The organism is Xylophilus rhododendri (genome assembly GCF_009906855.1).
Classification (GTDB): Bacteria; Pseudomonadota; Gammaproteobacteria; order Burkholderiales; family Burkholderiaceae_C; genus Xylophilus; species Xylophilus rhododendri.
In genome coordinates, this window is record NZ_CP047650.1 from 4856625 (window position 1) to 4874949 (window position 18325).

An 18325-nucleotide genomic window follows, 5' to 3' on the forward strand; every position below is an offset into this window, starting at 1 on the left:
GAGGGTCTACCTTTGGCTTCGGGGCGATGGAGCGCCGATTCTTGGAAGACCCCGCGCACGCCTTGCGCACAGCTCCATTGCAAATTTGTCATCATCGGCAGCCTCGAAAGCAGGCAAGGTGGCGCCCATGCGGATACTCGTGGTCGAAGATGAGAAGCGGCTGGCCGACTACCTCCACAAGGGGCTGGCCGAGGCCGGCCATGTGGTGGACGTGGCGCACGACGGCATCGACGGCCGCCACATGGCGCTGACCGGCAGCTACGACGTGGTGGTGCTCGACGTGATGCTGCCCGGCATCGACGGCTTCGAGGTGCTGGCGGCGATCCGCCAGGGCTCGCAGGCCGCGGTGCTGATGCTCACCGCCCTGGACGCGGTGGACGACCGGGTGCGCGGCCTGCATACCGGCGCCGACGACTACATGGTCAAGCCCTTCGCCTTCAGCGAGCTGCTGGCCCGGCTCGATGCCCTGCAGCGGCGCGGCGTGCGCTCCAGCACCCGCGACGCGACCACGCTGCAGGCGGCCGACCTGGTGATGGACCTGATGCGCCGCCGGGTGATGCGCGGCGGCACCCGCATCGAACTCACCGCCAAGGAGTTCAAGCTGCTCGGCCTGCTGCTGCGCCGCCAGGGCGAGGTGCTGTCGCGCACCGTGCTGGCCGAGCAGGTGTGGGACATCAACTTCGACAGCGGCACCAACACGGTGGACGTGGCCATCCGCCGCCTGCGCGCCAAGATCGACGACGCCTTCGAGCCCAAGCTGCTGCACACCGTGCGCGGCATGGGCTACATGCTGGAAGCGCCGTGAGGCTGCTGCCGCCGACGGGATCGATGGCGCTGCGCCTGGCCGCCATGCTGGCCCTGCTGGCCGTGGTGGTCTTCGCCAGCGTGGGCGCGGTGCTGCACTGGAGCCTGGCGCAGGAGCTGCGCTTCAGCGAGCAGCTGCAGATGGAGGCCAAGGCCCATGCGGTGGAACTGCTGCTGGAGCGCAGCCAGGCGCCGGTCACGGATTTGCAGCGCGAGATCGCCGAGCTGCAGGCCGGCGACGGCGACCTGCGCATCTGGCTGGTGGACCGGGCCGGCCATATCGTCTTCGGCCGCCCGGACCTGCCGTTTGGCGCGGGCGAGGACAGGCAGCCGCTGGTGACCATAGAGCGCACCGTGGACCGCTCCGGCCCCCATGCCGGCCTGCGCATCGTCGTCGGCCTGCATCCGCGCGCGCGCCTGGCCCTGATGCGGCGCTTCGACCGCACCACGCTGCAGGTCTGCCTGGGCGGCATCCTGGCGACCGGCCTGCTGGCGGTGCTGGTGGCGCGGCGCGGCCTGCGGCCGCTGCGCCGGCTGTCGGCGGACGCGGCCGGCATCTCGCCCCTGTCGCTGTCGCAGCGCCTGGCCGCGCCGGCCGGCGCGCAGGAACTCGACCCCCTGGTGGAGAGCTTCAACCAGACGCTGGACCGGGTGGAGCGCGCCTACCGGCAGCTGGAGAATTTCAGCGCCGACGTGGCCCATGAACTGCGCACGCCGCTGGCCGTGATGATGGCCGGGCTGGAGGTGTCCCTCTCGCGCGAGCGGCCGGTGCAGGAGATGCGGGAGACCGTGGGCACGGCGCTGGAGGAGGTGCGCGAACTCTCGTCCATCGTGGACGACATGCTGTTTCTGGCGCGCGCCGACCGCGGCGAGGCGGCCGCCGACCTGCTGCCGGTGGCGCTGGAGGAGCAGGCGGCCCAGGTGATCGACTTCCTGGACGCCTCGATCGAGCAGGGCGGCCACCGCGTGCGGGTGGAGGGCCGGGCGACGGTGCAGGCCAATGCGGCACTGGTGCGCAGGGCCATCTTCAATTTGCTGGGCAATGCCTTGCGCCACGGCGCGCAGGGCAGCGAGGTGGTGCTGTCGCTGGAGCCGACGCAGCACGCGGGCGGCGCGCGGCTCTCGGTGCGTAATGCCGGGCCGGGGCTATCGGAGGCTGACTGCGGCCGCATGTTCGACCGCTTCTGGCGGCGCGAGGGATCGCGCTCGCGCTCGCACGAGAGCGAAGGCCATGGCCTGGGGCTGAGCATCGTGCGCGCGGTGGCGCTGATGCATGGCGGCGATACCTTCGCCTCCTCGCGCGGCGGCGTGACCACCGTCGGCCTGAGCCTGCAGGCCAAGGATGCCGGCGCGCGCGAGGCTTGAAGGCGCCGGCTTATTCCTGGCCGGTGGGCAGGCCGCCGGCATGCACCGCACGCGCGGCGCTGGCTTCCACCCGCTTGCGGGCCATCTTGTCGTGCTCGATCTGGGCCTGGTCGACCTGGCCGTAGCCCGAGATCACGTTGTAGGCGAAGGGGGCGGTCGTGGGGCCCTTGGCCGGGGCGGCCGCCGGGGTCGGGGCGAAGGCCTTGCCCGAAGGCTGGCTCTGGTCGACCTGGCCGTAGCCGGAGACCACGCTGTAGGCGAAGGGTTGGGCGGCCATGGCCGGTGCCGAGACGGCTGCGGCGACCAGGGCTGCGGAGGCGAGGAGGGTGCGGTAGAGCGTCATGAGAGTTCCTTGAAAAACCGCCGCGCTGACAGAGGAGGGTTGGCGTCGGTGAAGGTGACTCTAAGAATCGGCCGGGCTCAGATTCCGCACGATCGGATTACAAAACTGCCATCTGCCGTGCGTGTGCACGGCGCCGTTCAGCCCGCCGCCAGCAACCGCGCGATCGCCTCGGGCAGCCCCTGGTGGGCCTTCTGCGGCGGCGGCGCGAAACTGCCGCTGCGCGCCCGCCCCGGCTGCAGCGCCACCATCGAGACGGCATGGCGCACCGCGCTGGAAACGCCTTCGACCACCGGCACCGGCAGCTGCCCGCGCAGGCTGCGTGCCAGGCCCGCCAGCGGCGCGCCGGCCAGGATGATGACCTCGGCGCCGTCCTCGGCCACCACCTGTTCGCACAGCGCCTTCAGGCGTTCGCCATGGTCGGCCTGCACCGCGCCTATGCTGGCCAGCGGCCGGTCGAGCGCGCGGATGCTGGCCAGGCGCTGCTGCAGGCCGTGCCACTCCACCACCTCGCGGTACCAGGCCTGGATGCGCTGAGAGATCGCCACGATGGAGAAACGGTGGCCCAGCAGGCAGGCGCTGGCCAGGGCCGATTCGGTCAGGCCCAGCACCGGCACCGGCAGCACCTCGCGCAGGGCGGCCAGGCCCGGGTCGCCGAAGGCCGCGACGATCACCGCGTCGTGGCCCGCATGGTGTTCGGCCGCCAGCTGCGCGGTGGCGTAGGCGCCGATCAGGGCTTCGAAGCGGGTCTCGATATAGGCCACGCCGAAAGGCGCGGTCATGACCGTGATCTCGCAGCCCTCGGGCGCGCTGGCGCGGGCCTCGGCGGCGATCAGCTCCGAGACGCTGTCGGAGATGTTGGGGTTGATGAGCAGCAGTTTCATCGGGGTGCCCGCCTGCTCAGCGCTTGCGCGGCATCAGCGTGGGCGCGCCGCAGGCCAGGAACTGGCCGCGGCCGGCGCGGCCGTGGAAGGTGCTGCCGTCCCACACCACCTCGCCGCGCGACAGCGTCAGGCCCGGCCAGGCCCTGAGCTGCATGCCGGCGTAGGGCGTGTAGTCCACCTCGTGGTGCAGCATGGCGTTGTCGAGGGTCAGCTCGCGTTCGTCCCACACCACCAGGTCGGCATCCGCGCCGATGGCGATGCTGCCCTTGCGGGGGTGCAGGCCGTAGGCCTTGGCCGGGTTGGTGGCGGTGAGTTCCACGAACTTCTGCGCGGTGAGCCGGCCGGCCAGCACGCCTTCGGACCAGAGCAGGGGCATGCGGGTCTCGATGCCCGGGATGCCGTTCGGGATGTGGCGGAAGGCCACCTCCTCGCCGCCCGGATGCTTGCCTTCCACCCCCTCGTACTTGAAGGGCGCATGGTCGGAGGAGAACACGGTGAAGAGGCCATCGGCCAGGCCGTTCCAGATCACGTCCTGGTTGGACTTGTCGCGCGGCGGCGGGCTGCAGACGCAGCGCGCGCCCAGGTAGCTGCCCTGGCCGTCGCTCTCGATGCCCAGGTCCTCGGCGGTCAGGAACAGGTACTGCGGGCAGGTCTCGGCGAAGATGTTCAGGCCCAGGCCGCGCGCCCAGCGGATCTGCTCCACGGCGTCCTTGCCCGACACATGCACGATGAGGATGGGCACGTCCACCAGCTGCGACAGCGAGATCGCCCGGTGCGTGGCCTCGCGCTCCACCAGCATCGGCCGCGAATGCGCATGGAAACGCGGCGCGGTGCGGCCCGAGGCTTCCAGGCGTTTGGTCAGCCATTCGATGCAGTCCGAGTTCTCGGCATGCACCATGGCCATGGCGCCGTGCTTTCGCGCCACGTCCAGCACGTCGAGGATCTGGCCGTCGTCCAGCTTCAGATCGTCGTAGGTCATGTAGAGCTTGAAGGAGGTGTAGCCCTCGGCGATCAGGGCCGGCAGCTCGCGGTTCAGCACATCGGGCGTGGGGTCGCTGACGATGAGGTGGAAGGCGTAGTCGATGTGGGCCTTGCCGTTGGCGCGGCGGTGGTAGTCGTCCACCGCCTCGCGCAGCGAATGGCCCTTCTGCTGGGCGGCGAAGGGGATGACGGTGGTGGTGCCGCCGCAGGCGGCGGAGCGGGTGCCGGTGTCGAAGTCGTCGGCCATCCTCACCGGCGGGGCAGTGGGCTGGTCGAGATGGCAGTGGGCATCGACGCCGCCGGGGGTGACGTTGCGGCCGGCCACGTCGATCTCGCGCTCGCCCGGCGCCAGGCCGCGGCCGAGGGCGGCGATCATGCCGTCCTTGATGCCGATGTCGCAGTCGAATTCGTCGGCGGCGGTGATGGCGTGGGCGTTGCGCAGCACCAGGTCGAAGGCGGGGGATGGGGTGGTGTACATGTCTTGTCTCGCGGTGGGGGAGAGGTTCAGGAAGCCATCCAGCCGCCGTCCACCATCAGGGTGGTGCCGGTGACGAAGCTGGTCTCGGGGTCGGCCATGAAAAGTACGGCCTGGGCCACGTCCTGGCTGCGGCCCAGGCGCGGCCAGGGGGTGCGGCGGGTGGCGCGGTCGAGCACGACCGGATCGACCGCGCGGCCGCCCGCCCCGGTCTGGATCTTGCCGGGGGCGACGGCATTGCAGACGATGCCGGCGGCAGCGTAGTCGGCGGCCACCTGGCGGGTGAGGTAGTCGATGCCGGCCTTGCTGGTGCCGTAGGCCAGGTCGCCGGGGGCGGCGATCATGCCGTGCTGGGAGGAGAGGTTGACGATGCGGCCGCGCACGCCCTGGGCATCGGCGGCCTGGCCGGCCATCTGGCGGATGGCGGCGCGGCAGCAGCGAAAGACGCCGCCCAGGTTCACGTCCAGCACGCGCTGCCAGTCGGTTTCTTCCAGTTCCAGCAGCGGCCGGGCGTGGCGGATGCAGGCGTTGTTGACCAGCACGTCGAGGCGGCCGAAGCGGGCGACGGTGCCGTCCACCAGGGCCTGCACCTGGGCGGTGTCGGAGACATCGGTGCGCTCGAAGACGGCGGTGCCGCCTTCGTGAGCGATGACCTCGGCGGTCGGCGCGCCGCCCTCGATCACCTCGGTCGTCACATCGGCCAACACCACCGTGGCGCCATGCCGGGCGAACAGCCGGGCGATGGCGCGGCCGATGCCCGAGGCCGCGCCGGTGACGATGCAGACCTGGCCGGCCAGGCGTTGCGCGGCGGGGGCCAGTGCGGCTTGTGGGTTGTCGGTGTTCATGGCGCGTGGGCCCGCCAGGCCAGGAAGTCGGCCGCGGCGGCGGGAAGGTCGTAGGAGGGCGGAAACCGATGTCGGCGCGCAGGGCCTCGATGTCCATGCTGGCGCGGTCGTAGGCGGCGTAGTAGTCGATGTTGGGGGGCTCGCCGGGGGCGGCGATGCGCCAGTCCAGGCCGGGCAGGTCCAGCGCCAGGCGGCGGCACCAGTCGCTCACCGTCCATTCGAAGCCCGCGGCCAGGTTGTAGACGGCGCGCGGCGGGCGCGGCATGTCGAGCAGGGCGGCCAGGGCGGCTGCGGCGTCGCGCACATAGAGCCAGTCGCGCCGGCCCGGGCGGGGCAGGCGCACCGGCTCGCCGCGCTCGGCCCGGCGCAGCACCTGCAGCGGGGCGCTGGGGGTGTCGCGCAGCTCGCTGCCGCCTTCGTAGGGGCCGAAGCAGGTGCCGATGCGGCCGACCGTCAGGTCCAGGCCGTGGAGTGCTGCGAGTCGCAAGGCGCCGGCCTCGGCCGCCTGCTTGCTGATGCCGTAGAGGCCTTCGGGGCGCTGCGGTGTCAGGTCTTCGTAGAGCGGCGTCGGCTCCGCGCCGCAGGCGCCGTAGACCGATCCCGAGCTGCCGTGCACCACCCGCTCGACGCCGCACTGCGCGGCGGCCGCGATGGCGTTCCAGGTGCCGCCGATGTTGACGGCCGCGATGGCCGCCGGCGTGCCGCGCTCGCGGGCCGCATCGGCGGTGATGGCGGCCAGGGTGACCAGCCGGCGCGGCCGGTGCCGCTGCAGGGCGGCGCCGAGCGCGGCCGCGTCGGTGACGTCGCCCGTCTCCATGAGGAAGCGGCCGGGCAGGGCGGCGAAGTCGGCCAGCACGGAGGGCAAGGGCGCGGCCAGGTCGAAACCCACCACCTCCCCGCCGCGCCGCAGCAGGTGTTCGGCCAGCGCCAGGCCGACGAATCCGCTGGCCCCGGTGATGAAGGTCGACATGCCCCGTCCGCTCAGGCGAAGGCCTGCATGGCCGGCACTTCCTCCGGCCGCAGCAGCGAAAGGATGTGGCGCTTGTAATCGTTGAAGCGCGGCGAGGTGGAGTCGCGCGGCCGCTCCAGGTCGATGGGCAGCAGTTCGCGGATGCGGCCCGGCCTTGCGGACATCACTGCCACATGGGTGCCCAGCGCCAGCGCCTCGTCGATGCCGTGGGTGACGAAGACGATGGTGCTCTGGCTCTCGCGCCAGATGCGCACCAGCTCGGCGTGCATGTCCATCTTGGTCTGCTCGTCGAGGGCGCCGAAGGGCTCGTCCATCAGGATCACCTCGGGGTTCATCAGCAGCGCCCGGGCGATGCCCACACGCTGGTTCATGCCGCCGGAGAGTTCGCTGGGAAAGTGGTTCTCGAAACCCTTCAGGCCCACCATCTCGATGAAACGCTGGGCTTTCTCGCGCCGCTCGGCCTTGGGCGCGCCGCGCATCTGCAGGTGAAAGGCCACGTTCTCCCACACCGGCAGCCAGGGCATGAGGTTGGCCTGCTGGAAGACCACGCCGCGGTCCGCGCCCGGCTGGGTGACGACCTGCCCGCCCACCGTGACGGTGCCGGTGCTGGGGTGGTCGAAGCCCGCGATCATGTTGAGCAAAGTCGATTTGCCGCAGCCGCTGGGGCCCAGCAGGCAGAGGAATTCGTTGCGCGCCACGCTGACGCTGACCTCCTCCAGCGCGACGACCGGCTTGCCGCGCTTGGCATCCTGGAACAGCCGCGAGACGCGGTCGATGGTGATGAGTGCCATGGGTTTCAGCCTTCCTTGGCCTGCAGGGTGGAGCCCTTTTGCCAGCGCAGCACATGCGCGGCGACGAGCTTGATGACGAGGTCGCTGAGAAAACCCAGCAGCCCGATGCTGGCCATGGCGGCGATCACCAGGTCGTAGCGCAGGAAGTAGTACGAGTCCCAGAGCACGTAGCCCACGCCGCTCTTCACCGCCACCATCTCGGCGGTGACGGTCAGCATCCAGGCCGAGCCGATGGCGATGCGCAGGCCCGAGAAGATGCTGGGCAGCGCGGCCGGAAAGACGATGTAGCGCAGCAGCTTGCCGGGCGATCCGCCGGTCATGGCACCGGCGCGCAGCAGGTTGCGGTCCACCGTCTTCACGCCGTGGATGGTGGACAGCAGCACCGCGAAGAAGGAGCCGAGAAAGACCAGGAAGATGGCCGGTTTGTCCGCGATGCCGAACCAGATGATGGCCAGCGGAATCCAGGACACCGGCGGCACCGGCCGCAGGATCTGCAGCGTGGGCTCGATCAGCTTTTCCACGGTGCGCGACCAGCCGATGGCCATGCCGAGGCCGATGCCGAGCAGGCCCGCCAGGGCGAAGCCGGCGAAGACCCGCATGGCGCTGTGGGCCACGTCGAAGATCCAGTTGCCGCTGTAGTTCTGGGTGTTGCCGTCGATGGCGAAGATCCAGTCGGCCCAGGCCAGGAAGACCTGGGAGGGCGCCGGCAGCAGGGCCGGCGGTAGCACGCCCGAGCGGGAGAAGACCTCCCAGCCGGCCAGCACCAGCACCGGCACGATGGCGCGCTCGATGCGGCGGTAGAGCCGGCGCCAGGGCGCCAGCGGCGCCGCGGGTGCCGGCGCAACGGACACGGGCGTGGACGCCATCTCAGTAGCCCAGTTCGGTCTTGGGCTTGCCGGTCACTTTTTCGAGGAACTGGTAGTCCATGTTCTTCTCGATCTTGGCCGACACGTCGGAGTTGATGTATTTCAGGTCGCGCATCATGGCGCCGATGGCCACGGCCGAGGCGCGGTGCATCTGGTAGTCGGGGTAGAGGTTGTCCACCGCGCCGGCGGCGATGGCCTGGTCCAGGCCGGTGATCTTCTGGATGGTGGCCACGAAGAGCGGCTTGTCCTTGCCGATCAGGTCGTTGACCTTGACGATGGAACGCACGGTTTCCTCGACCGCCTTGGGCTTGGCGGCGATCACGTCGGGCCGGGTCAGGATCAGGTTGGTGAGCTTGCCGGCGGCCTGGTCGTAGGGGAAGGCGAAGAACTTGGCGGCCTTGACCTGGCGGATCTGGGTGGCGAAGGGATCGACCGAGCAGATCAGCTCCACCTCGCCGCGGCGCAGGGCCTGCACATGGTCCGAAGGGTTGGGGATGTTGATGAACTGCACGTCCTTGTTGACGTCGATGCCGTGCTTGGCGAAGGCGCCGCGCATGTGGATGTCCTGCGCATTGCCGCGCGAGGCGGCCACGCGGAAGGGCTTGCCCTCGGCCTTGTACTTGGCGATGAGTTTCTTCAGGCCGTCCCAGTCGTTCTCGGCCAGGGGCAGGTCGTTGCCGACCAGGATCTGCGAGCCGCCGTTGACCTGGCCGGAGATGGCGACCAGGTCGAAGCCCTTGTCCAGCGCCGTGGCGTAGTGCAGGTAGGTGACCTGGGCCACGTCGATGCTCTTGGACAGCAGGGCGGTGAGCACGTCGTTGCCGGTGTTGAAGCCGATGGCTTCGAGCTTGATGCCGGTGGCGTGCTCGGGTGTCAGCGCCAGCGGGGTGCAGTGGGCGCACTTGGCATAGCCGAGCTTGATGGTGTTGTCGGCCTGGGCATGGCCGGCCAGCGGTGCCACGGCGGCCACTGCGAGCAGCAGTTTCGCGATCAGTCTGAACATGGTGGGAACTCCTGGAGGGGAAGGGCGGAGAAGGGGTCTCCGTCTTTCCGAGCAAGGGGCGTGCCATGTGTGTATCCAATGCGATTGCATTATGGATACAGTTTTCGGGGCGCCATTTTCCCCGGGGAGCGGGCTCGGACCGGATGGCTTTTTGGTGCCGCCCATGCACCGTTTCGACAAACCGGCGCACTGAATTGGATACACCTTCTGGTGCACCGGCGTTCAGCCGAGCAGGACTTCCTCCAGGTCGACCTCGACCTCCTGGCCCCGGTCCAGCCGCAGGGCGCTTTCGATATGGCGCAGGTGCTCTTCCATCAGGCCGGTGGCGGTCGCCACGTCGCCGGCCTCGATCGCATCGATCAGCCGCAGGTGCTCGTCGTTCGGGCAGGCCGAGGCCAGGGGGGTGTCGAAGGTCAGGATGGCCAGGCAGGTGAGCGGGGTCAGCTCCCGCATCATCCGCGCCAGGATGCTGCTGCCGGACAGCTCGGCCAGCAGCACGTGGAATTCGCCGGACAGGCGCACGGCGGTGCGCCGGTCGCCATCGGCGTGGGCCTGGTGTTCGCTGCGCACCAGGGTGCGCAGCTGGGCGACGGCGCCTTCGGCCCGGCCGGCGGCCATGCGTTCGATCAGGCGGGCGACCACCGAGGGCTCCAGCGTGCGGCGCACCGCCAGCACGTCTCGGGCTTCCTCCACGGTGGGTGTGGACACGAAGGCGCCGCGGTTGGGTATCAGCGTGACCAGCTGCTCCACGGCCAGGCGCTGCAGCACGCCGCGCACCTGGGTGCGGCTGACGGCGAAGAGTTCGGCCACCCGTTCCTCCGGCAGCTTGGTGCCGGGCAGCAGCCGGTGTTCGACGATGGCCTTGTAGATGCGCTCGTGGATATCGGCTTTGGAGAGCGGCGCGGCGCGGGAGGTGGAGCGGGGCATGGGGTATTGGATACAGGAACTTCAGGGATCGTACTCAAAACCCGTGCCGATGGCACGAATCTCGCGTCATGCCCCGCATTCCATCACCGAGACCCGACCCCCATGAACCGCCATCTGCTCGGCATGCTGACGCCGTCCTCCAATACCGTGCTGGAGCCGGTGACCTCCGCCATGCTGGCCGAAGTGCCCGGCGCCAGCGCGCATTTCGGGCGCTTCCGGGTGACCGAGATCGCGCTGTCGGGTTCGGCCCTGGCGCAGTTCGATCCGGCCGGCATCCTGACCGCGGCCGGGCTGCTGGCCGATGCGCGCTGCCCGGTGATCGGCTGGAGCGGCACCTCTTCTTCCTGGCTGGGCTTCGATGCGGACGAGCGGCTGTGCGCGCAGATCCAGGCGCATACCGGCGCCTTGGCCTGCACCTCGGTGCTGGCGCTCAACGAGGTGTTGAAGACGACGGGTGTCTCGCGCCTGGGCCTGGTCACGCCCTACCGGCCGGATGTGCAGGCCGCCATCGTCGCCAATTACGCGGGCCTGGGCATCGCCTGCACCGAGCGCCATCTGGGGCTGCAGGACAACTTTTCTTTTTCGGAGGTGGACGACGACCAGATCCGCCGGATGGTCGCGGAAGTGATGGACCAGCCCGAGGCGACCCGGCCGCAGGCCATCACCATCCTCTGCACCAATGTGCGCGGCGCCCCGCTGGTGCCCGAGCTGGAGGCGCGCCACGGCGTACCGGTGTACGACAGCATCGCGACCGTGGTGTGGAAGGCCTTGCGCCTGGACGGCGCGCCCCTGGCGCCGCTGGCGGGCTGGGGCTCGATCTTCTCGCTGCCGCAATGACCGCTCAGGCGCTGGCCCGGACCTTCTCGGCCCGCTGCGGCAGCAGCAGCACGGCCAGCACGATGAAGACCAGCAGCGCGGCCGAGGCGCCGTAGCGGCTGAGCGCCAGGCCGCCGTTGGCCAGGGGTTTGTCCAGGAAGTCGCCCACGGTGGCGCCCAGCGGGCGGGTCAGCACGAAGGCGGCCCAGAACAGGGCGGTGCGGGAGATCTTCGTGCCGTAGTAGAGCCCGATCACGACGAGCAGGCCCGCGCCGAACACCACCGCCCCCCAGGCGTAGCCCAGGCCCAGCCCGCCCTTGTCGTCGGCGGTCCAGTCGCCCAGGGCGGTGCCCAGGGTCTGCGAGAACAGGATGGTGAGCCAGTAGAAGAATTCGGCCTTTCTCGAAACGATCGAGTCGATCGAGATCGAACCCTGGCTGCGCTGCCAGGTGAACAGCGTGGCCAGCAGCAGCGCCACCAGGATGCAGGTGCCGCCCAGGTAGCCGATGCCGAGCGAGCGGTCCAGCAGGTCGGCCAGGGTGGTGCCGACGGTGGTGGTCGTCACGATGACGAGCCAGAAGAGGGCGGGGTGGAATCTGGTCGCGCGCACCTGCAGGGCGACGGTGGCCAGGAAGGCGACGGCGAAGATCGCGGTGCCGACCGCATAGCCCAGGTTCATCGACATGGTGACGGCGTCGCCGCCGGTCTCGCCGAGCGTGGTGGCCGCGATCTTCACGATCCAGAAGCCCAGCGTGAGCGCGGGGACCTTGCCGAGTGTCTCTTCGAGTTTTGCCACTTGCTGCCCTCCGGATGGTGGATTCGAAAGGCCACCTTAGGGCCGCGACACTTAATCCAGGATTAAGGGCCTGCGCGGCTGGCTCATTCCACCATCTGGCTGGCCACGCCTTCGAGCAGTTCGCGGTCGTGGATGGAGGGCAGCTCCATCAGCGGGCGGCGGCTCACGCTCCACAGTCGCATGTCTTCATCGGTGTGGAAGACCTGCTCGGTCGGCATCTTCGGCCACGCATCCACCCGCAGCCACATGCGCAGCAGATGGCGGCGCTGCGACAGCTCCTTGTGGTCCTGGTAGTCGGTGCGGCCGTGCACCATCATGCGGTTGTTCAGGAACTGGATGTCGCCTTCCTTGAAACCCATGTCGAGATAGTGCTCCGGCGATGCGGCGGCCTTGCGGGCCAGCAGCAAGGCCTGGGATTCGGCTTCGCTGAAGGGGCGCTCGCCGCTCTTCTCGGCCAGGCGGGCGTAGCCGGTGGGCAGGTAGCAGGTGATCTCGCCCTGGTGTTCGGTGAAGAAGGGCACCGGCTTCTCGCTGAAGGTGCGGGTGGCGCGGCGGCCGTCTTCCTCGGTGCGCTTGAGCCAGAGGCCTTTGCGCAGGATGTCCAGCGCCTCGGGATGGTGTTCGGCCAGGTAGTTGTGCACGGTGAGCGCGCTGCTGATGCGGCTGTCGCCGCCGCTGATGGCGGTGCGCAGGCACATCAGGCCGATGATGTCGCAGGAGTCGGTATGCATCAGCTGGCCGCCGCCCTTGCGGTAGCCGCGGCCCTTGGGATCGAGGTCGCTCACGTCCACCACATGGCCGAGCAGGTCGCCCAGGTAGGACTGGGTCATGGTGCGGCCGATGTAGCTGCCCAGGCCGAAGTAGATGCGGGCCATGTCGTCGTCGGAATACTGCTGGCGCGGCAGGCCGCGCAGCATCAGGAAGCCGCAGCCTTCGCGCAGGCGCTGGGGCAGGGAGGCCATCAACTGGCCGACGCTCTGCAGCGGGAAGTTTTGCGGCGTGATGTCCGGGAAGTCGACATCGCCCTGGGCGAGCAGGTGGCGCAGCGCCTGGTCGATCTCCTGCAGCTGCGCGGGGGAGAGTACGTGCAGGCCCTGCTGGGTCCAGTCGATCTCCGGGCCTTTCCAGGCACCGGGCGAGACGATGGGCGAGCCGAGGTGGTTGATCTTGGGGTTCATGGCGGTCTCCTGTCGGGCGGTGGATGTGTGGATGGGATCAGGCGGTGGCGGGCGCGCGCCGGCCGGTCGAGATGGCGCCCTCGTCCACCAGCCGCTGGAATTCGCTGTGCGGCAGCAGCGGCGACAGCAATTCCCGGTTGTGCTGGCCGAGCGTGGGCGCCGGCATACGGAAGGCGCCCGGCGTGGCTTGCAGCCGGGGCGTGATGTTGTGCATGGGCAGGCTGCCCAGCTCGGCGTCGGGCAGCTGCACGATGCTTTCCCGCTCGATCACATAGGCATCGGTGCCCAGGTGGCGGGCATCCTGGATCGGGCCGATGGTCACGCCGGCCCGGTCGAAGAAGGCCAGGTTCTCGGCCAGGGTGCGGTCCTGCACGAAGGCGCCGACCAGGCGGTCGACCTCCTCGATGTTCTTCAGCCGAGCGGCGTTGGTGGCGAAACGCGGGTCGTCCAGCAGCGCGCCGTGGCCGATGCTTTCGAAGAGCCGCCGCGCCATGCTGTGCGAGGCGGTGGACAGGCACACCCATTCGTCATCGAGGGTGCGGTAGGCATTGCGCGGCGCGGTGGTGCTGGAGCGGCTGCCGGTGCGGCTCTTGAGTTTGCCGGTGAAGTGGTGGTTGGCCACCTGCGGGCCGAGGATGGACAGGGTGGGTTCGAACAGCGACAGGTCCACCACCTGGCCGGCGCCGCCCTGCACCTTGACGTTCCACAGCGCCGTCATGGTGGCGCTGGCGCCGTAGAGGCCGGTGGTCATGTCGCCCAGGAAGATGGGCGGCAGCACCGGCTCGCGGTCGGCGAAGCCGTTGATCGCCGCGAAGCCGCTGTAGCCCTCCACCAGCGTGCCGAAGCCGGGCTTGTGGCGATAAGGGCCGGTCTGGCCCCAGCCGGAGATGCGGGTGATGACCAGGCGCGGGTTGATGGCGTGCAGCACTTCCGGCGCCAGGCCCATGGCTTCGAGCACGCCGGGGCGAAAGCTCTCCACCAGCACGTCGGCGCCGGCCACCAGCTGCTTGACCAGCCCGATGCTCTCCGGCCGTCGCAGGTCCAGGCCGACGCTGCGTTTGTTGCGGGAGTAGGTCTTCCACCAGATCTCCATGCCCTCGGTGGTGAAGTGGCGCAGCGAATCGCCTTCGGGCGGCTCGACCTTGATGACATCGGCGCCGAAGTCGGCCAACTGCAGCGTGAGCATGTTGCCGGCCACCAACCGGCTCATGTCGATGATGCGCAGGCCGTGCAGCGGACCGCGGGCGGCGGCATCGAAGGTCTTGGAAGGCAGAGCGGACATTTTTTGAAAATAGACGAGATGTCTATTATTGATTCTGGTCAAAGGGGACGGGCCTGTCAATCGCTTAGGATCGAATCCGAACCAGCGCAAACCCGAGGAAGAGGACGATGAAGAAAGCAGCGCAGCCAGACATCGAAGAGGCCGGCGACAAGGCAGAAAAGGGCGAGAAGGGCGAGAAAGGCGTGGCCTCGGTCAACCGCGCGCTGTCGGTGCTGATGGCCTTCGAGGACAGCGTGGACGGCATGACCCTGGCCGAGCTGACCGCCGCCACCGGCCTCTACCACAGCACCATCCTGCGGCTGTGCGAATCGCTGGAGCAGTTCCGTTTCCTCAAGCGCCTGCCGGACGGGCGCTACCTGCTGGGGCCCATGCCCTTCCACCTGGGCATGGTCTACCAGGGCTCCTTCCACCTGCGCGACCATGCGCTGCCGGTGATCCGCGAGCTGACCCAGCGCACCCACGAGACCTCGGCCATCTATGTGCGTGAGGGCGAGGACCGGGTCTGCCTGTTCCGCGTCGAGATGCCGCGGGCGGTGCGCATGAACGTGCGCGAGGGCGAGCGGGTGGACCTGGACAAGGGCGCGGCGGGCAAGGTGCTGCTGGCCTGGTCGGAGGCAGCGTCGCTGCCCGGCGGCAAGGGTCGCGGCGAAGGCGCGGAGTACGACCATATCCGCCGCGCCCACTACGCGATCTCGCTGGCCGAGCGGGAGACCGACAGCGCGGCCATCGCCTGCCCGGTGTTCGGGCTGGGGCAGAAGGTGGTCTGCGCGATCTCGGCCGGCACGCCGCTGTACCGCTTCGACCAGGCGGCCTTCGAGAAGAACCTGCCGCTGGTGATGGCCGCGGCGGCGAAGCTCAGCACCGACCTGGGCGGCGACGGCTCGGTGTTCGCCGCGCCGCATGCCGCGCCTTTCCGCAAGATTCCGGCGCGTCGGCATTGAGCCCGTTCAGTCGGCGGTGATGTTGCGTTCCTGGGCCAGCTTGCGCCACTTGACGACCTCGGCCTGCAGGTAGTCGCCGAACTGCTCGGGGCTCATATTGCTGGGCTCGGTCGATTCGCGGGCGAAGAGTTCGCGCATCTCGGCGGTGTCGGCCACGCTGCGGATCTCGCGGTTGAGGCGGTCCACCAGGGGCTTGGGTGTCTTGGCCGGCGCGAACACGCCCCACCAGGATTCCACGCTGAAGCCCGGCACCGATTCGGCCAGCGCCGGCAGGCCGGGCATGAAGTTCGAGCGTGTGGGCGAGGTCACCGCCACCGGCCGGATCATGTTGCCCTTGAGCGGGCCGGCCACCGAGGCGGCGGTGGTGATCATGATCTGCAGGTTGCCGCCCATCATGTCGGCCACCGCATTGGAGATGCCCTTGTAGGGCACGTGCACCGCATGGCCGCCGGTGCTGGAGTTGAGCAGCTCGCTGGCCATCTGGCCGATCGAGCCCAGGCCGGCCGAGCCGTAGTTGATGTCCTTGGCGGGACTGCGGATGGCCTTGAGCACATCGGCCGGGGTCTTGTAGGGCGTGGCGTTGCCGACGATCAGCAGCATCGGCCCGCGGTTGAGCAGGGCCACCGGCGCGAAGGACTTGATGGGGTCGTAGGGCAGCTTGGTGGCGACCGCGGCATTGGTGGTGAAGCTCACCGAATTCAGCAGCAGGGTGGCGCCGTCGGGCTCGGCCGTGGCCACCGATTGCGCGCCGATGGCGCCGCTGGCGCCCGGCTTGTTCTCGACGATGAAGTTGACGCCCAGCTTGACGGAGAGCTTCTGCCCAAGCGCCCGGGCGAAGAGGTCATTGCTGCCGCCCGGCGAGAAGGGCACCACGATCTTGATGAGCTTGGGCAGGGCCGGTTCCTGCGCCTGCAGGGCCGAGGCGCCTAGCAGGCAGCAGAGGGCGAGCAGGCCCCGGGGCAGCATCTTTTTCATCGTGTCTCCGTGAATAGACGGGTTGTCTAAAATTTGGAGGCCAGTCTCGATGAAATAGACGCGATGTCCAATCATGGAATTCCCGGGGCCGGCGGGCCGGTTTGTCAGCGCCGGTTACATGGCGCAGATCTTCTCGCGCAGCGGCGCCGCGTCGCGGCTGAAGTGGCGCAGGGTGCCGGTGGGGTTCCAGTCGTCGCCGTCGATGCTGTAGCTGGAATCGAAGGGCCGGGCGTTGGTGGTGGACTGCGCATACAGCGGCGTGGTGTAGGCCGCCAGCACCGCCAGGTGGAACCGGCCGTCGGGGCCGAAGGCCAGGCCTTCGCCCTCGGTGCGATTGGGCTCGTCGTAGTGCAGCAGCTCGATCACCGAGCCGCTGACCGGGTCGACCTTGTAGATGCGCTTCCTCTTCAGGTCGCTGCCGGTGACGGCGTCCTTGGTGTCGGCGGCTGCGTAGAGCATGCCCTTGTAGACCTTGGCGCCCTGCACCCGTTTGCCGTCGAAGCTGCTTTGCAGCGGCACCGAGCGCAGCAGGGTGAAGGTGGCCAGGTCGAAGACATTGAGCTTGCCCGCGGCGGCGGTGCTCCAGGTGACGGTGTAGGCCAGCTTGCGCGGGCCGTCCACGGCCACCCATGGCACGCCGTCGGCATGTTCGGCGCGCGGCAGGGCGTATTTGGTGCCGGTGTAGAGCAGGGTCCTGGCGTCGAAGACGGCGATGTAGGCCTGCTGGGAGGAGTCGTCCTCGTCCTCGATCGGCGCATAGAGCTTGCCGTCCAGGATGTCGATGTCGCCGATATGGCCCAGGTGCACGCCGGCCGGGTTGGCGGCGTATTCGGCCTGGATCTCGCTGGGCAGGGCCAGCGGCTGGGTGAGGGTGCCGGTGAAGCTCGCATCGGCCCGTTGCAGGCCGTAGCGCCAGGAGAAGACGGGCGTGTCGCCGTCGTAGGCCATGCCCTGGCCCTTGAGGGTGGCGGGAATCTTCGCGGCCTCGTCGTTGCTGAGGTAGGCGAAGCCCGAGAGGTCGCCGGCCGCGCTGGCCAGCACGGCCTGGACGCGGTCGAGGTAGCTCTGCAGCACCGACATGTCGTTGGTGAACAGCGTGCGATGGGCGGTGTCCTCGGTCCAGGTCTCGGCATCGAGCACCGCGTTGGCGGCCTGCAGCGCGGTGGCCACCGGCATGCTGCGGCCGACGAGGCGGGTTTCCAGCACCATCAGATCGGCCTCGGACAGGGCCGAGAGCTGGGTGCCGGCGGCGGCGGGCGTGGCGATGGCGGGGATCTCGACGCCGTTGCTCGGGTCCTGGTCCTTGTCCAGGGCCAGCAGCAGGCTGAGCAGCTTGCCGAGGTCGGCGCTGCTGCCGCAGTCGCGCGTGGGCAGCAGGTCGAACAGGGTGATGCTGGCCTTGGGCGCCAGGGTGGCGAGGGTGACGCCGGCCAATTCGAAGCTCAGGCTGCTGGCGGTCTTGGCGGTGAAGCTGGTGCTGCCAGCGGCCAGCGCCACGCCATCGACCTTCACCGTCAGGCCGGTGAGGCCGGGCCATGCGGAGAGCTGGACCTGGGTGGTCGGCGCGATCGCCGGCACGTCGGGTACGTTCGGCTGCACGATGGCGGGCGCGGTGGCGTCCGCCACCACCGTCTGGTTGCCGCCGCCGCAGGCCGCCAGCGCCAGTGCGCAGGCGACGGACAGGGCCGTGGGACGAAGGCTGCGGCGCTGCGCGCGCAGGGAGATGCGGAGGCTTTTCATGCGGATGGGCGGCTGGTGGGATGAAGCCGTCCATTCTTCGGCGCCGGTATGACGTGCTTGCTAAGAACCGGGCCGATGCATGAATTTGGAGGAAATTGTCGAAGCTTGCGCGGACTTACTGCGCAGCTTCAGCCGCCGAGGTGGCCGGCATCCAGCGAGGGCGGACGCAGCAGGTCCCGGTCCACCCCCATCGCATCGCTGGCGCGTTCCACCGCCTGCCAGAGGGCGGCGGGCATCTTCAGGATTTCCTCAGGCGTTTCGGCGCGTGCGATCCATGCGCCGACTTCGGCATGCTGCTCGGGGGTGAGCAGGTCGAGGTTGAGCATTTCGTCGATGGTCTTCATTC

Annotated in this window: 18 protein-coding genes and 1 pseudogene; 4 read left to right on the plus strand and 15 right to left on the minus strand. The window is 69.3% G+C overall.

What is annotated here, in order from left to right; translation table 11 throughout:
* The first annotated feature begins 127 nt into the window (after window positions 1–127).
* Both GT347_RS22490 and GT347_RS22495 read left to right on the plus strand, forming a co-directional pair.
* The gene (locus tag GT347_RS22490; RefSeq protein ID WP_160554310.1) at window positions 128–805 is read left to right on the plus strand and encodes a heavy metal response regulator transcription factor; all 678 of its coding nucleotides are present in this window, start codon (window positions 128–130) and stop codon (window positions 803–805) included.
* Complete coding sequence (locus GT347_RS22495; protein ID WP_160554311.1) at window positions 802–2169, plus strand: heavy metal sensor histidine kinase; 1368 nt, start codon at window positions 802–804, stop codon at window positions 2167–2169. The genes GT347_RS22490 and GT347_RS22495 overlap by 4 nt, the downstream gene beginning before the upstream one ends.
* Before the next feature lie 10 nt (window positions 2170–2179).
* Here the strand turns inward: GT347_RS22495 and GT347_RS22500 are convergent, their stop codons facing one another.
* The 9 genes and pseudogenes from GT347_RS22500 to GT347_RS22540 form a co-directional block, all read right to left on the minus strand.
* Complete coding sequence (locus GT347_RS22500; RefSeq protein ID WP_160554312.1) at window positions 2180–2512, minus strand: hypothetical protein; 333 nt, start codon at window positions 2510–2512, stop codon at window positions 2180–2182.
* A 137-nt stretch (window positions 2513–2649) separates the two neighbouring features.
* Complete coding sequence (locus GT347_RS22505) at window positions 2650–3393, minus strand: aspartate/glutamate racemase family protein (protein WP_160554313.1); 744 nt, start codon at window positions 3391–3393, stop codon at window positions 2650–2652.
* 16 nt (window positions 3394–3409) lie between these two features.
* Entirely contained in the window at window positions 3410–4852 is a 1443-nt protein-coding gene (gene hydA, locus GT347_RS22510) for a dihydropyrimidinase (RefSeq protein ID WP_160555487.1), read from the minus strand.
* Between the two features lie 26 nt (window positions 4853–4878).
* The gene (locus GT347_RS22515; RefSeq protein ID WP_160555488.1) at window positions 4879–5694 is read right to left on the minus strand and encodes an SDR family NAD(P)-dependent oxidoreductase; all 816 of its coding nucleotides are present in this window, start codon (window positions 5692–5694) and stop codon (window positions 4879–4881) included.
* A gap of 220 nt (window positions 5695–5914) precedes the next feature.
* Window positions 5915–6664: pseudogene (locus tag GT347_RS28095) on the minus strand (NAD-dependent epimerase/dehydratase family protein); the annotation flags it as partial.
* Window positions 6665–6675: 11 nt separating this feature from the next.
* A complete protein-coding gene (locus GT347_RS22525; RefSeq protein WP_160554314.1) occupies window positions 6676–7455 on the minus strand; it encodes an ABC transporter ATP-binding protein in 780 nt (259 codons plus the stop codon).
* A gap of 5 nt (window positions 7456–7460) precedes the next feature.
* Window positions 7461–8321 carry an ABC transporter permease gene (locus GT347_RS22530; protein ID WP_160554315.1) on the minus strand — a complete coding sequence of 287 codons (861 nt, stop codon included), beginning with the start codon at window positions 8319–8321 and terminating at the stop codon, window positions 7461–7463.
* 1 nt (window position 8322) lies between these two features.
* Window positions 8323–9324 (minus strand): ABC transporter substrate-binding protein, encoded by a 1002-nt coding sequence (locus GT347_RS22535; RefSeq protein WP_160554316.1) that lies wholly within the window; start codon window positions 9322–9324, stop codon window positions 8323–8325.
* 222 nt (window positions 9325–9546) lie between these two features.
* Window positions 9547–10251: a GntR family transcriptional regulator gene (locus GT347_RS22540; protein WP_160554317.1), complete on the minus strand. Its 705-nt coding sequence runs from the start codon at window positions 10249–10251 to the stop codon at window positions 9547–9549.
* 102 nt (window positions 10252–10353) lie between these two features.
* Here GT347_RS22540 and GT347_RS22545 point away from each other — a divergent pair, with 102 nt between their 5' ends.
* Window positions 10354–11088, plus strand: a complete 735-nt coding sequence (locus GT347_RS22545) for a maleate cis-trans isomerase family protein (RefSeq protein WP_160554318.1) — start codon at window positions 10354–10356, stop codon at window positions 11086–11088.
* A gap of 4 nt (window positions 11089–11092) precedes the next feature.
* On the opposite strand, the gene GT347_RS22550 is transcribed toward GT347_RS22545, so the two are convergent.
* The 3 genes from GT347_RS22550 to GT347_RS22560 form a co-directional block, all read right to left on the minus strand.
* The gene (locus GT347_RS22550; protein WP_160554319.1) at window positions 11093–11863 is read right to left on the minus strand and encodes a COG4705 family protein; all 771 of its coding nucleotides are present in this window, start codon (window positions 11861–11863) and stop codon (window positions 11093–11095) included.
* Window positions 11864–11946: 83 nt separating this feature from the next.
* The gene (locus GT347_RS22555) at window positions 11947–13041 is read right to left on the minus strand and encodes a TauD/TfdA family dioxygenase (RefSeq protein ID WP_160554320.1); all 1095 of its coding nucleotides are present in this window, start codon (window positions 13039–13041) and stop codon (window positions 11947–11949) included.
* 37 nt (window positions 13042–13078) lie between these two features.
* A complete protein-coding gene (locus tag GT347_RS22560) occupies window positions 13079–14323 on the minus strand; it encodes a CaiB/BaiF CoA transferase family protein (protein ID WP_160554321.1) in 1245 nt (414 codons plus the stop codon).
* A gap of 215 nt (window positions 14324–14538) precedes the next feature.
* On the opposite strand from GT347_RS22560, the gene GT347_RS22565 reads away from it, so the two are divergent.
* On the plus strand, window positions 14539–15264 hold the full coding sequence (locus GT347_RS22565) for an IclR family transcriptional regulator (protein WP_407704170.1): 726 nt from the start codon (window positions 14539–14541) through the stop codon (window positions 15262–15264).
* Window positions 15265–15270: 6 nt separating this feature from the next.
* On the opposite strand, the gene GT347_RS22570 is transcribed toward GT347_RS22565, so the two are convergent.
* The 3 genes from GT347_RS22570 to GT347_RS22580 form a co-directional block, all read right to left on the minus strand.
* Entirely contained in the window at window positions 15271–16239 is a 969-nt protein-coding gene (locus GT347_RS22570; protein ID WP_160554323.1) for a tripartite tricarboxylate transporter substrate binding protein, read from the minus strand.
* Between the two features lie 114 nt (window positions 16240–16353).
* The gene (locus GT347_RS22575; RefSeq protein WP_160554324.1) at window positions 16354–17979 is read right to left on the minus strand and encodes a hypothetical protein; all 1626 of its coding nucleotides are present in this window, start codon (window positions 17977–17979) and stop codon (window positions 16354–16356) included.
* A 128-nt stretch (window positions 17980–18107) separates the two neighbouring features.
* Window positions 18108–18323 (minus strand): hypothetical protein, encoded by a 216-nt coding sequence (locus GT347_RS22580; RefSeq protein ID WP_160554325.1) that lies wholly within the window; start codon window positions 18321–18323, stop codon window positions 18108–18110.
* Between the last annotated feature and the right edge of the window lie 2 nt (window positions 18324–18325).

Excerpts from the sequence above, each read along its gene's own strand:
- GT347_RS22490 (WP_160554310.1), top strand. The coding sequence starts at position 128 with ATGCGGATACTCGTGGTCGAAGATGAGAAGCGGCTGGCCGACTACCTC.
- GT347_RS22500 (WP_160554312.1), bottom strand. The coding sequence starts at position 2,512 with ATGACGCTCTACCGCACCCTCCTCGCCTCCGCAGCCCTGGTCGCCGCA.
- GT347_RS22505 (WP_160554313.1), bottom strand. The coding sequence starts at position 3,393 with ATGAAACTGCTGCTCATCAACCCCAACATCTCCGACAGCGTCTCGGAG.
- hydA (WP_160555487.1), bottom strand. The coding sequence starts at position 4,852 with ATGTACACCACCCCATCCCCCGCCTTCGACCTGGTGCTGCGCAACGCC.
- GT347_RS22515 (WP_160555488.1), bottom strand. The coding sequence starts at position 5,694 with ATGAACACCGACAACCCACAAGCCGCACTGGCCCCCGCCGCGCAACGC.
- GT347_RS22525 (WP_160554314.1), bottom strand. The coding sequence starts at position 7,455 with ATGGCACTCATCACCATCGACCGCGTCTCGCGGCTGTTCCAGGATGCC.
- GT347_RS22530 (WP_160554315.1), bottom strand. The coding sequence starts at position 8,321 with ATGGCGTCCACGCCCGTGTCCGTTGCGCCGGCACCCGCGGCGCCGCTG.
- GT347_RS22535 (WP_160554316.1), bottom strand. The coding sequence starts at position 9,324 with ATGTTCAGACTGATCGCGAAACTGCTGCTCGCAGTGGCCGCCGTGGCA.
- GT347_RS22540 (WP_160554317.1), bottom strand. The coding sequence starts at position 10,251 with ATGCCCCGCTCCACCTCCCGCGCCGCGCCGCTCTCCAAAGCCGATATC.
- GT347_RS22545 (WP_160554318.1), top strand. The coding sequence starts at position 10,354 with ATGAACCGCCATCTGCTCGGCATGCTGACGCCGTCCTCCAATACCGTG.
- GT347_RS22555 (WP_160554320.1), bottom strand. The coding sequence starts at position 13,041 with ATGAACCCCAAGATCAACCACCTCGGCTCGCCCATCGTCTCGCCCGGT.
- GT347_RS22560 (WP_160554321.1), bottom strand. The coding sequence starts at position 14,323 with ATGTCCGCTCTGCCTTCCAAGACCTTCGATGCCGCCGCCCGCGGTCCG.
- GT347_RS22565 (WP_407704170.1), top strand. The coding sequence starts at position 14,539 with ATGGCCTTCGAGGACAGCGTGGACGGCATGACCCTGGCCGAGCTGACC.
- GT347_RS22570 (WP_160554323.1), bottom strand. The coding sequence starts at position 16,239 with ATGAAAAAGATGCTGCCCCGGGGCCTGCTCGCCCTCTGCTGCCTGCTA.
- GT347_RS22575 (WP_160554324.1), bottom strand. The coding sequence starts at position 17,979 with ATGAAAAGCCTCCGCATCTCCCTGCGCGCGCAGCGCCGCAGCCTTCGT.
- GT347_RS22580 (WP_160554325.1), bottom strand. The coding sequence starts at position 18,323 with ATGAAGACCATCGACGAAATGCTCAACCTCGACCTGCTCACCCCCGAG.